The sequence below is a fragment of the Alcaligenes sp. Marseille-Q7550 genome (assembly GCF_965112015.1).
On record NZ_CBCOPU010000002.1, the window covers coordinates 873,129 to 885,125 of the forward strand.

Consider the following 11,997-nt stretch of genomic DNA (forward strand, 5'->3'; position numbering starts at 1 on the left):
TTCTTCACAGGAATGACACAATGTTGAATTGGGACAACGATCAACCCGCGGCCACCGCCGCCGAACCTCAGGACAACGGGGCCTCCAGCCCCGTGGCCTCGACGGCGGCCGGCCTGAACACGGGTGCGGGCAGCCGTATCCGCGCCGCCGACAAGCGCATCATCAACGGCGAGACCGACGTCAACCAGCTGGTTCCCTTCAAGTACAAATGGGCCTGGGAAAAATACCTGGCCACGTGCGCGAACCACTGGATGCCGCAGGAAATCAATATGTCGCGCGACATCGCCCTCTGGAAGGACCCCAACGGCCTGACCGAGGACGAGCGCCGCATCGTCAAGCGCAACCTGGGCTTTTTCGTCACGGCCGACTCGCTGGCCGCGAACAACATCGTGCTGGGCACCTATCGCCACATCACGGCTCCGGAATGCCGCCAGTTCCTGCTGCGCCAGGCCTTCGAGGAAGCCATCCACACCCACGCCTACCAGTACATCGTGGAAAGCCTGGACCTGGACGAGTCGGAGATCTTCAACGCCTACCACGAAGTGCCGTCCATCCGGAACAAGGACGAGTTCCTGATCCCCTTCATCGATCAGATCTCGCACCCCGACTTCAAGACCGGCACCGTCGAAAACGACCAGAAGCTGCTGGAATCCCTGATCGTCTTCGCCTGCCTGATGGAAGGCCTGTTCTTCTACGTGGGCTTCACCCAGATCCTGGCGCTGGGCCGCCAGAACAAGATGACGGGCGCGGCCGAGCAGTACATGTACATCCTGCGCGACGAGTCCATGCACTGCAACTTCGGCATCGACCTGATCAACACGATCAAGCTCGAGAATCCGCACCTGTGGACCGAGGAGTTCCGCGCGAAGATCCGCGGCCTGTTCGAAGAGGCCGTGAAGCTGGAATACGCCTATGCCGAAGACACCATGCCGCGCGGCGTACTGGGTCTGAACGCCGGCATGTTCAAGTCCTACCTGCGCTTCATCGCCAACCGCCGCTGCCAGCAGATCGGTCTGGAGCCGCTCTATCCGAACGAGGAAAATCCCTTCCCCTGGATGGCTGAAATGATCGACCTCAAAAAAGAACGCAACTTTTTTGAGACACGCGTCATCGAATACCAAACCGGCGGAGCGCTTAGCTGGGATTAATACTTGACTGTATAGAGTGTTCCGTTAGACTTCTAGGCGTATAAGGTATCAACCTTATACGCCTGCGTCATTTGCAAAGGGCCAATGCGATTTTCCAGGGCCAGGTCAAATGGGTGTGGACAAACTAAAGACTTGTTCTCAAGGAGCATGATCATGGCAACAGCCAAAAAAGGCGCAGCAAAATCGACCGCCAGCAAAGCGGCCGGCGCAAAAAAAGCAACGCCAGCCAAAACCGCCGTCACCCCCGTGAATGCTGAAGCCCCGAAGGCCAGCCCGACCAGCAGCAAAACCTCCCCAAGCAAGACGCCCGCCAAGTCCTCGGCGACCAAATCCACGACCAAGACCGCCGCCAAGCCGGCTGCCAAATCGGCCGTGAAAAAGGCCGCCGCCAAGAAAGCCGTGCCGGCAAAAACGGCAACCAGCGCCGCCAAAACCGTGAAGCCCGCTGCCAAAACGACGACAGCCAAAACCACGACGGCAAAAACCGCCGCAAAGCCGGCCGCCGCCAAAACCACGGCGGACAAAGCCAGCGCGACAAAAACCGCCAGCGGCAAAAGCGCTGCCAAAACAGCCGCCAAGCCGGCTGCCAAAGCCGCAACCGTAAAGAAGGCGGCTGCCAAAACAAGCGCGACCAAATCCACGCCGGCCAAACCGGCCGCCAAAGCGGACACAGCCGCCAAGGCAAGCACCAAAAGCGCCGCCGCCAAACCTGCCGCCGCCGGCAAATCGGCGGCAAAGCCAGCCGACAAATCCAACGGCAAGGCCGCGGCAAAAACCACGGCCAAACCTGCGGCCAAGCCGGCCGCTTTGGCGGCCGTGAAGACAGCCGCCAAGAAAGCCAGCACCTCCGCAGCCGCCAAAAAGACCGCGGCTCCCAAGAAAGAAGCCAAACCCGTGACCAAAGCAACTGAAACCCCGACGGCCGCCCCGGCCAAGAAGGCCGCCGCCAAGACCGGCAACAAGACCGCCGCCCGCAAGGCCGCCAACACCGCCGCTCCTGCCGAACCAAGCCCCCAGCACCTCAACCCCGTCGGCTCCTCGCCCTTCCCCACCGGCAAGCGCCCGTAAGCCCGACACGCTGTTACACACAAAGAGCCACCCTCATCCGGGTGGCTCTTTGGCTTTGAGCGCTCGCATGCGACAATCCTTCTTCCTTACATCCACTTGAAGCAACCATGTTCAGCGAAGTCGGCCTTTTCCTAATCAATATCGTCTTCTCGCTCCTGGGCACCATATTGCTGCTGCGCGCCTGGGTCTACGCCCTGCGGGTCCATCCCTTCAACCCGTATTCGCAGGCCATGTTCAAGGTCACGGACTGGCTGGTCCTGCCGCTGCGCCGCCTGGTCAAGGCAGGCCGCTTCTGGGACTGGACCTCGCTGCTGGGCAGCTGGCTCAGCGCCTTGGTGTACCTGATCCTCAGCGCGGTGGTCCTGACCGGCTCCTTCTCCGTCCTGGGCAACCTGCCCATGCTGCTGCTGGCCGCCGTCTTCACCGTGCTGCGCTGGGCGCTCAGCCTGGTCTTCTGGATCGTGCTGCTGCAGGCGCTGTTGTCCTGGATCCAGCCTCAGTCGCCCACCATGCCGCTGCTGCGCTCGGTCACCGCCCCGCTGCTCGACCCCATCCGCCGCATCCTCCCGGACCTGGGCGGCCTGGATCTCTCGCCCCTGGTGCTGCTGCTCCTGACCCAGGTGCTGAACATGATCGTCACGCGCATGGCCTTCTCCCTGGTCCCGATCTGAACACGCCTCCTGCCGCCAAGAAGCCACCTGTCACGGTGGCTTTTTTATGGACCGCAAACTTATCGCCTTCGGAACAGCCAGCAATCAATAAAAGGAGGAGTCTCTGTGAAGCCGCCATTCCAGCGTCTACGGCTCACGGCGCTCCCTTCTGGAGTGCTGCCTGCTCTGCCCGACGGGCGAGTCAGAGGGCTCGCCGCAGGCCGTTTGCTGGGACAGGTTGCAAGCCCGTTCTGTTCGAGGACGACGCTTGTGGCTTGTCCGGGGGACAAGCCACCGTCCGAGTTTACGGGGCGCCTGTTCCAGCGAGCGGACCAGGGCACCCATGCGCGGCACGGGCGAGAACTCCAGCCCGTCGGGCAGAGCAGGCAGCACATCTCAAGAAAGCCGAATGCTGTAGCCACTCACAAAAGCCGATCGACTGAAACAGCTTCCTGTCATTCAAGGCTCTTGCCGCCCAGAAATTCAAGCGCAAGAATCAGGATGTACAGGCCCGCGACCGATCCTATACTGCTCCCATCTCCACAGCACCGGCAGATCATCATGAGCAGCCCCCTTCCCTTGCACGACGCACCCGGCCGCTACAGCGAAGCGGAACGCTTTCTGGCCGGACTGGACGCCGACTGGCAGGCGCTGGTCGAGACCGTCGGCCCCTGCGTGCACCAGCCCCGGCCCGAACGCGACCCCTACGAAGCCCTGGTGCGCGCGGTGGTCTACCAGCAACTGCACACCCGCGCCGCCGACCGCATCCTGCAGCGCCTGCTGGCCCTGTACCCGCACGGCCGCTGCCCCGCCCCCGACGAACTGCTGGCCACGCCCGTGGACGCGCTGCGCGCCTGCGGCCTGTCCGGCGCCAAGACCGCCAGCATCCTGGGGCTGGCCCAGGCGCGGCTGGACGGCCGCATCCCCGACCAGCAGACCGCCGTGCTCATGCCCGACCAGGAACTGATACACGGCCTGAGTCAACTGCGCGGCATAGGCCGCTGGACCGTGGAAATGATGCTGATCTACACCCTGGAGCGCGAAGACATACTGCCCGCCGACGACTTCGGCGTGCGCGAAGGCTACCGGCGCCTGAAGAAACTCGAACAGGCCCCCGCCGCCCGGGTCCTGCGCGAACTGGGCCAGGCCTGGTCTCCCTACCGCAGCCTGGCGGCCTGGTACCTGTGGCGCGTACCGCGCATCGACTCCACCCCCTATGCCACGCAAGCACAGCGCTGGCAGGCCATCGTGGAACGCGACAGCCGCGCCGACGCGCACTTCGTCTATGCCGTCCTGAGCACCGGCACCTACGCCAGCCCGAGCGCTGCAGCGCGCCGTCCCAAACAGGAAAACGTACGCTACTTCGACACGCCCGAACAGGCGCAGCAGGCCGGCTTTCGCCCCAGCCGCCACCGCCACGCCGACCGCCGCCAGCAGGCCCTGCAGCACCAGCAAGCCGTGACCCAGGCGTGCCGCCTGATCGAAGACGCGGAAAACGCACCCAGCCTGGACGAACTGGCCGCCGCCGTGGGGATGAGCCCCTACCACTTCCATCGCATCTTCAAGGCCCAGACGGGACTGACGCCGCGCGCCTATGCCCAGGCGCATCGCGCCCGGCGCCTGCGCCGCCAACTGGACGATCCCCGGACCCGCATCACCGACGCCATCTACGAGGCCGGCTACGGCGCGCAAAGCCGTTTCTATGAAGAGTCGCAGGCGCTGCTGGGCATGCCGGCCAGCGCCTTTCGCAAGGCCGGCCAGGGGGCCACCATACGCTTTGCCATCGCCCAATGCAGCCTGGGTGCATTGCTGGTGGCCGAGAGCGAACGAGGCATCTGCGCCATTTCCCTGGGCGATGATCCGGAACTGCTGCTGCGCGAGCTGCAGGACCGCTTCCAGGCCGCCGAGCTGATAGGCGCCGATCCCGGCTTCAACCAGCGCGTGGCGCAGGTGGTGGCGCTGGCCGAAACCCCCTCGGCAGGCCTGGCGCTGCCGCTGGACATCCGGGGAACGGCCTTCCAGCAGCGCGTCTGGGAGATCCTGCGCAGCATCCCCGCCGGGCAGACCGTCACCTACACCGAAATCGCGCAACGCATGGGTCAGCCACGCGCCGTACGCGCCGTGGCCCGCGCCTGCGCCACCAATGCCCTGGCCGTGGCCATCCCCTGCCACCGCGTCGTGCGCCAGGACGGCGACCTGGCCGGCTACCGCTGGGGCCTGGACCGCAAGCGCAGCCTGCTGGAACGGGAACGTTCCTGAAGCCCGACCGCCCCGCCATGAAAAAACCCGGCTTTGGGCCGGGTTCTTTCGCGCCGCGGACCCGCAGGCCCCGGAAAGGACTTACATGGGCACCACGCGGGTGGGGCCGTTGCCGCTGAGCATGCGCACGCGCTGGCCCACCGACAGAGGCACGTCGGCCTCCTGGGCGACCACGCGGGTTTCGCCGTTGTCCAGTTGAACGGTGATCTCCAGCCCCTGGGACTTGCCCATGCGGTTTTCCACGGCATTGACGACCAGACCGCCCAACAATGCGCCGCCGATGCTGGCAATGATGCTGCCGCGGCCGCCGCCGATGGAGCTGGCCGCCACGCCGCCCATGGCCGCGCCGGCGACCGACCCCACGCCGGAGGTCTGGTCCTTCTGGATGGTGACGGGACGCACGCCCACCACTGTGCCCAGGCGCACGATCTGTTCACGCTGGGCCTGGCCATAGCTGTAGACGGAGCTCGATGCCGACTGGTTGGCGCAACCGGCCATCAGGAACACCGGGACGGCCAGGCTCGCTGCCATCAGCAGGCGTACTTTGGGACGATTGAAAAAAGAAGCGTGCATGCGGTTCACTCCGAAAGATGCATCTGGCCTGTCCAAGAGATCTGCGTGCGGGCGCAAGGTTACAGGCTGCGTTCGATGCCGAAATGCTGTTTTAGCATAGCCTGAATGTCAGATCGTTTAAATTCATGGTTCTGGGGGCCGTTACTCGCGATTTTAATACTGCCCATCAGGTTGCCCAAGCTGCAGGCTTCCTCGAAGCTCCAGCCTTTTGTAAGCCCATATAACAGGCCGGCGCGATGCGCATCGCCGCAGCCGGTGGGATCGACCACTTCAGCCGCCGGCACGGGAGCAATGGCAATCTCCTGCCCGTCGCGATAAAGCGTGCTGCCATGGGCTCCACGGGTGATCACGGCGGCTTTCAAGCCGGCGGCGATCTGCGTCATGGACTTGCCGGTGCGCTGCTCGATGACCTCGGCCTCGTAGTCGTTGGCCGTAAGAACCTGACACAGTTGCAGCATCTGCAGCAAATCTTCTCCCGAGAACAAGGGCATGGCCTGGCCCAGGTCGAAGATGAACGGCACGCCCATGGCATTCAGGCGCCGCGCATGCGCGAACATGCCGTCCTTGGCGTCCGGAGCCACGATTCCCCAGCCGGCCTGCTGGCCGGAGAGATCGTTGTCGGCCGAATGCAGCATGGCCCCGGGATGAAAGGACGTGATCTGGCTGGCAGCCAGGTCGGTCGTGATGAAGCACTGGGGCGTGAACAGTTCGGGCATCACGCGCACCATGCTGGTGTCGATGCCCAGGCCCTCCATGCGCTTGATGTAATCCAGGCCGTCGCCGCCCACCGTGCCCACGGGCACGGGCTGGCCGCCCAGCAGCTTGAGCGTGTAGGAGATGTTGCCGGCGCATCCGCCCCACTCCTTGCGCAGGCTGGGCACGAAGAAGGAGACGCTCAGCGTCTGTATGCTGTCGGGCAGGATATGGTCTTTGAAATAGCCCTCGAAAACGGCGATCGTATCAAACGCGATCGACCCGCATACCAGCACTCGCTCGGACATAACTTACCTTATGGAAAAAAAGGGCTAATCTGATAGCCATTGACTTGAAGGCCCCCGGTATCCAGGGGCAGTTGCACCATCAGTTCGGTGCGCGCCGCAAAGGGTTCGCCGCGTCGCTCCGGCGCCAGGTACTGGGCCGGCTCGATATTGCGCCGGGCTATCAGGGCGCCGGAAAAATCCTTCAGGTCCAGCACCAGCGTGGGCCACTCCTGGGGACGCTCGAATTCGTTGCGCAGCGTAAAGCGCAGAGTGGAACGCGAACCTTCGCCCGGCTCCTTGTGCAGCGCCGAGGACACCACGCGGATGTCGCCGATGCGGCGCTCGTAGGGCACCTGGCAGCCCAGGTTCGCGCAGGCCTGCTCCAGCGCGGGTCGCAGCAGCGGAATGTGGCTGGCGATCTGCACGCGATAGACATAGACCACCTGGGCCAGCAGAACCAGCACGCCCGCTGCGCAGAGCAGTTTCCAGAACACGGACCAGGCGCGCCGGCCCAGCCCGGCTTCGCCCTCGTAGCGCGTCTCGCGCTGCATGGCGGGATTGGAAGGAATGACCCAGTCCTCGCCCGATCCGTCGGCCTGACGCGAGGGATATGCGGCGCGCAAGGTGCTGACGCGGTCGCCCACGCTGAAGTCGGGCTCGTTGTCCCCCCAGGAGGATTGGCCGATGTGATGATCGCCGGCGTCGTCCTCGGCATCCAGGCCGGACACGAAGAAAGAAGCGTCCTCGTCCGTCCGGTCGCGCGCAATCGGGGCGCGGGCGCGAATGACGGACGGATCGGCCGGGGTCACCGGCGCCCTGGCCAGGGCGGAATCAGGAAATTTGCGCACCTGCAGGGAATCGTGCGCGGACCCCTCGTCGCGCGGCGGGGCATGGCGGGAGTGCTCGACGAAGCGCGGCCCCTGCGCCGGCGCCTGCAGATCGACATGCTGCACGGTCTGCGTCTCGCGACGTCCCAGCATCGGTTCGGTCTTGGACGCCGGTTCAGGAGCGGATCGCGGCGCATCATAGGTAGGCTCGGGCGCATCATCGTCGATGACCTCTTCGAAGCCATCAAAAATATGTGCGCACTGGATGCAGCGTATATAGCCCCGGCGACGCTGCAGCAGCTCGACGCTGGCTGCAAAAATTGTCCCGCACCGGGGGCAGCGAGTCTTCAACTCCATAAGCCCACCTAAATTCTTGCTGTCCTACACAGACCGTTGCCCGGCCAGACAGACCCAGCCATCGCGCGCCTGCCAGACCGACAGGGGCAGATAAGGCGAGTACACCGCGATCATCTCCTCGGCCTGCCAGTCGTAGATGCCCGACAGCACCAGATGGCCGCCCGGCTTGACGCGATTGGCCAGCATGGGCGCCAGCATGCGCAAGGGATTGGCCAGGATGTTGGCCACCACAAGATCGGTCTGGCCTGGCGGCATTTCGTCGGGCAGCAGCCCTTGCACGTCGACCTGATTGACCTGCGCATTGTAGCGCGTCGAAATGACCGCCTGCTCGTCTATGTCCACGCCCACGGTGTGGCCTGCGCCCAGCTTGCGGGCGGCGATCGCCAGAATCCCCGAGCCGCAGCCATAGTCCAGCACGGTCTGTCCGGGCTGCACATGGTGCGCCAGCCAGTCCACGCACAAGTGCGTGGTCGGTCGGCTGCCGGTGCCGAACGCCAGGCCCGGGTCCAGCTCGATGCGCACCAGATCCTCGCCCGCATCCTGCACCAGGGGCAGGTCCTCGTCATCCTTGTGCCAGCTGGGCACGATCAGGATGCGCTCGCCCACGGGAATGGGGCCGAACTGTGATTGCGTCAGGCGCACCCAGTCGGCGTCGGGCACCTCGCGTACGCTCCATTGAGCCTGCTGCGGATCGAGCACGCCGGCCTCGTACAGGGGTTGCAGCATGTCTTCGGGCTCGACGCCCTCGGGCAGCAGCGCCACCACGCGGTTGTGGTCCCACGCCAGCACCTCCGGCTCTATGCCGGGCTCGCCGTACAGGGGCTGCTCACGATCGGTGTCGCCGTCGGCGTCCTCCACCGACACGGACAGCACGCCAGCCTCCAGCAAGGCGTCGGACAAACGCTCGGCCTCGTTTTCACGGCAGCTCAATAAGAGTTCACGCATACTTGTCTTCCATAAAGCAAAACAGGGGCGAGCCCCTGTTTTGCATGTTCACTGCCCAGGACGAGGCGGTTCGCGATCCTGCCGCCGTCCCTGTGCTTCACTTGCGCTGGGACAGCTTCTGTTCCAGGTAGTGGATGCTGGTGCCGCCGGCCTGGAAGTTGGCGTCCTGCATCAGCTCGCGGTGCAGCGCAACGTTGGTCTGAATGCCTTCCACCACCATTTCCGACAAGGCGATGTCCATGCGGGCGATCGCCTGTTCGCGGGTCTTGCCGTAGGTGATCAGCTTGGCGATCATCGAATCGTAGAACGGCGGAACCGTGTAGCCGGCGAACACGTGCGAATCGATGCGCACGCCGGGACCGCCCGGCGTATGCCAGTTGGTGATCAGGCCGGGGCTAGGGGTGAACTTGAACGGGTCTTCCGCATTGATGCGGCATTCGATGGAGTGGCCTTCGAACTGGATGTCGCGCTGGCGCAGCACGAACTTCTCGCCCGCGGCAACCTTGATCTGCTCCTGGACCAGGTCGATGCCGGTGATCATCTCGGTGATCGTGTGCTCCACCTGGATGCGGGTGTTCATCTCGATGAAGAAGAACTCGCCGTTCTCGTACAGGAACTCGAACGTGCCGGCGCCGCGGTAATGCATCTTGCGGCAGGCATCGGCGCAGCGCTCGCCGATGCGTTCGATCAGGCGGCGGGGAATGCCGGGAGCGGGCGCTTCCTCGATGACCTTCTGGTGGCGGCGCTGCATGGAGCAGTCGCGCTCGCCCAGCCAGATGGCGTTGCGCTCGCCGTCGGCCAGCACCTGGATCTCGATGTGGCGCGGATTCTCGAGGTACTTTTCCATGTAGACCTCGGGATTGTTGAACGCCGCCGCCGCCTCGGACTTGGTCGTGGCCACGGCCGTCAGCAGGGCCGCTTCCGTGTAGACCACGCGCATGCCGCGACCGCCGCCGCCGCCCGAGGCCTTGATGATCACCGGATAGCCCACTTCACGGGCTATGCGCATGATTTCCTGCGGGTCGTCGGGCAGCGCGCCGTCCGAGCCGGGGACCACGGGCACGCCGGCCTCGATCATGGCTTTCTTGGCCATGACCTTGTCGCCCATCGTGCGGATGTTCTCGGGACGCGGACCGATGAAGACGAAGCCGCTCTTTTCGACGCGCTCGGCAAAGTCCGCGTTCTCCGCCATGAAGCCGTAGCCGGGATGGATGGCTTCGGCGTCCGTGACTTCGGCCGCGGAAATGATGGCCGGCATGCTCAGGTAGCTGTCGCGGGCGGGCGCGGGGCCGATGCAGACGGCCTCGTCGGCCAGGCGCACGTACTTGGCGCCGCGATCGGCTTCGGAATAGACCACCACCGTCTTGATACCCATCTCGCGGCAGGCGCGCTGGATACGCAAGGCGATTTCGCCCCGATTGGCGATTAGGATTTTTTCAAACATGTCATCAACCGATGATGAACAGGGGCTGGCCGTATTCCACGGGGCCGCCGTTTTCGACCAGGATTTCCTTGATCACGCCGGATTTGTCGGCCTCGATCTCGTTGAGCAGCTTCATGGCCTCGATGATGCACAGCGGATCGCCTTCCTTGACCGTCTGGCCCACTTCCACGAAAGGAGCGGCGCCTGGGCTGGGAGCGCGGTAGAAAGTGCCGACCATGGGCGCCTTGACGGCATGGCCCTCGGCCGCAGCGGGCGCGGCGGCAGCGGCTGGAGCCGGCGCGGCAGCGGCCGGAGCGGCCACGACCTGGGCAGCCTGCGCCTCGGGAACATAAGCCACGGGGGCAGCCGAGCTCTGCGAAAATTTGACGATCCGGACTTTGTCGTCGCCTTCGGTGATTTCCAGTTCGGCAATACCCGATTCGGCCACGAGATCGATCAGGGTTTTGAGTTTTCTAAGATCCATGCATGCTTCCCGCGACGCCGCACTGTCCTAGTGCTGAATCAGAACGGCATCAAAAAAGAAAATTGGTCAAAAAGACGAAGACAGCCGCCTAGCTGTCCAAGGCAAAACGCAGCGCAGCCTCATACCCGAACGCCCCCAGCCCCACGATCACGCCGCGGGCGGCGTCGGAGAGATAGGAATGATGACGGAACGGCTCGCGCTTGTGTACATTGGACAAGTGGACTTCGATGAACGGAACGCCGACACCGGCCAGAGCATCGCGTATCGCCACGCTGGTGTGTGTGTAGGCACCGGCATTGATGATGATGAAATCGACACCCTCGGCGCGGGCCTGGTGGATCCGGTCGACGAGCCCGCCTTCGTGATTACTTTGAAAAAACTGACACTGTGCGCCATGCTGGTCGGCCAGAGCCCGCAAACCGCCATTGATGTCCTCGAGGGTCTGATGTCCGTAGACATCCGGCTCCCGGGTACCCAGCAGGTTGAGGTTGGGCCCGTTAAGGACCAGAACATGATTCGCCATAGCGGATTTTTCGTGAAGACAGACCGCCTTTTTACGCTAAAAAGCGCCATTTGTCTATCAACGACGCCGATTACAAGCGGTAACCGGGGGATTCCGCATTTTCAGGAGAAAACCGGCCGCGGGCCGGAATTTGCCGAAATTGAACGACGAAGTGCGCCATTTAGCGCTGACGCTTGATAACTTCGTCCAACTTTTGCGGATCGATCTGTCCCAGAATCCGTTCGTCCACCCGGCCGTTGCTTCCAAACACCACCGTGAACGGCAAGCCGCCCTTTTTATTGCCCAGGCTGCGCATCTGCCTGACCCCGCCCGGACCGGCCAGGAGGATGTCATAGCTGACCGGAACGCGCTGCAGGAACTCCTGGACGTTGCTCTTGGAATCCACGGCGATGCCCACGAACTGCACATCCGGATAGCGCTCGTGCAGCGCCTGCAGGTCCGGCATCTCCTTGATGCAGGGCGCGCACCAGGTGGCCCAGAAATTGATGACCAGCGGCTTGCCGGCGTAGGTCGACAAGAGCCGGTCCTGGTCCTGGAGATCGGGAAAGCTCTGCGCCAGGAACGGATCGGCGGGCAGCAGACTGGCCCAGGGCGCCGGGTGCAGGGCCAGCAGCCCCGCGCATAATAAGGCCCGCCGCAGGAAAAGACGCCTTTGCATACTTGCTCACACTTTATAAAAGCACCCCGGACCTCCCCAGGGTGGAACACATCATCCGGCGATGATAGCACCCGCATCCCGGCCAAGTCGGCGCGCCAGATC

At 64.0% G+C, this 11,997-nt stretch carries 13 protein-coding genes; 4 read left to right on the plus strand and 9 right to left on the minus strand.

Features of this window, described 5'->3' with window-relative positions; genetic code table 11:
* The first annotated feature begins 20 nt into the window (after window positions 1-20).
* Complete coding sequence (locus ACWPWO_RS13505; protein WP_454007014.1) at window positions 21-1,148, plus strand: ribonucleotide-diphosphate reductase subunit beta; 1,128 nt, start codon at window positions 21-23, stop codon at window positions 1,146-1,148.
* Between the two features lie 32 nt (window positions 1,149-1,180).
* Here the strand turns inward: ACWPWO_RS13505 and ACWPWO_RS13510 are convergent, their stop codons facing one another.
* Window positions 1,181-2,038, minus strand: a complete 858-nt coding sequence (locus tag ACWPWO_RS13510) for a hypothetical protein (RefSeq protein ID WP_454007015.1) — start codon at window positions 2,036-2,038, stop codon at window positions 1,181-1,183.
* A 4-nt stretch (window positions 2,039-2,042) separates the two neighbouring features.
* Between ACWPWO_RS13510 and ACWPWO_RS13515 the strand changes: the two genes are divergently transcribed.
* From ACWPWO_RS13515 to ada, 3 genes are all read left to right on the plus strand, one after another.
* Entirely contained in the window at window positions 2,043-2,216 is a 174-nt protein-coding gene (locus ACWPWO_RS13515; protein WP_454007016.1) for a hypothetical protein, read from the plus strand.
* A gap of 107 nt (window positions 2,217-2,323) precedes the next feature.
* Complete coding sequence (locus ACWPWO_RS13520) at window positions 2,324-2,887, plus strand: YggT family protein (RefSeq protein WP_454007017.1); 564 nt, start codon at window positions 2,324-2,326, stop codon at window positions 2,885-2,887.
* Window positions 2,888-3,427: 540 nt separating this feature from the next.
* Window positions 3,428-5,125, plus strand: coding sequence for a bifunctional DNA-binding transcriptional regulator/O6-methylguanine-DNA methyltransferase Ada (gene ada / locus ACWPWO_RS13525; RefSeq protein WP_454007018.1), 1,698 nt, complete (start codon window positions 3,428-3,430; stop codon window positions 5,123-5,125).
* 81 nt (window positions 5,126-5,206) lie between these two features.
* Here ada and ACWPWO_RS13530 read toward each other — a convergent pair whose 3' ends face one another.
* The 8 genes from ACWPWO_RS13530 to ACWPWO_RS13565 all read right to left on the minus strand — a co-directional run bounded on the left by ACWPWO_RS13530 (window position 5,207) and on the right by ACWPWO_RS13565 (window position 11,895).
* Window positions 5,207-5,707 carry a hypothetical protein gene (locus tag ACWPWO_RS13530; RefSeq protein ID WP_454007019.1) on the minus strand — a complete coding sequence of 167 codons (501 nt, stop codon included), beginning with the start codon at window positions 5,705-5,707 and terminating at the stop codon, window positions 5,207-5,209.
* A gap of 50 nt (window positions 5,708-5,757) precedes the next feature.
* A complete protein-coding gene (locus ACWPWO_RS13535) occupies window positions 5,758-6,699 on the minus strand; it encodes a carbohydrate kinase family protein (protein WP_454007020.1) in 942 nt (313 codons plus the stop codon).
* An 8-nt stretch (window positions 6,700-6,707) separates the two neighbouring features.
* Window positions 6,708-7,862, minus strand: coding sequence for a zinc-ribbon and DUF3426 domain-containing protein (locus tag ACWPWO_RS13540; protein WP_454007021.1), 1,155 nt, complete (start codon window positions 7,860-7,862; stop codon window positions 6,708-6,710).
* A gap of 24 nt (window positions 7,863-7,886) precedes the next feature.
* Window positions 7,887-8,807 carry a 50S ribosomal protein L11 methyltransferase gene (gene prmA / locus ACWPWO_RS13545; protein WP_454007022.1) on the minus strand — a complete coding sequence of 307 codons (921 nt, stop codon included), beginning with the start codon at window positions 8,805-8,807 and terminating at the stop codon, window positions 7,887-7,889.
* 97 nt (window positions 8,808-8,904) lie between these two features.
* Window positions 8,905-10,251: an acetyl-CoA carboxylase biotin carboxylase subunit gene (accC, locus tag ACWPWO_RS13550; protein ID WP_454007023.1), complete on the minus strand. Its 1,347-nt coding sequence runs from the start codon at window positions 10,249-10,251 to the stop codon at window positions 8,905-8,907.
* Window positions 10,252-10,255: 4 nt separating this feature from the next.
* Window positions 10,256-10,714 (minus strand): acetyl-CoA carboxylase biotin carboxyl carrier protein, encoded by a 459-nt coding sequence (gene accB / locus ACWPWO_RS13555; RefSeq protein ID WP_394061843.1) that lies wholly within the window; start codon window positions 10,712-10,714, stop codon window positions 10,256-10,258.
* 88 nt (window positions 10,715-10,802) lie between these two features.
* The gene (gene aroQ / locus ACWPWO_RS13560; RefSeq protein ID WP_454007024.1) at window positions 10,803-11,237 is read right to left on the minus strand and encodes a type II 3-dehydroquinate dehydratase; all 435 of its coding nucleotides are present in this window, start codon (window positions 11,235-11,237) and stop codon (window positions 10,803-10,805) included.
* Window positions 11,238-11,397: 160 nt separating this feature from the next.
* Window positions 11,398-11,895 (minus strand): TlpA family protein disulfide reductase, encoded by a 498-nt coding sequence (locus ACWPWO_RS13565; RefSeq protein WP_454007025.1) that lies wholly within the window; start codon window positions 11,893-11,895, stop codon window positions 11,398-11,400.
* Between the last annotated feature and the right edge of the window lie 102 nt (window positions 11,896-11,997).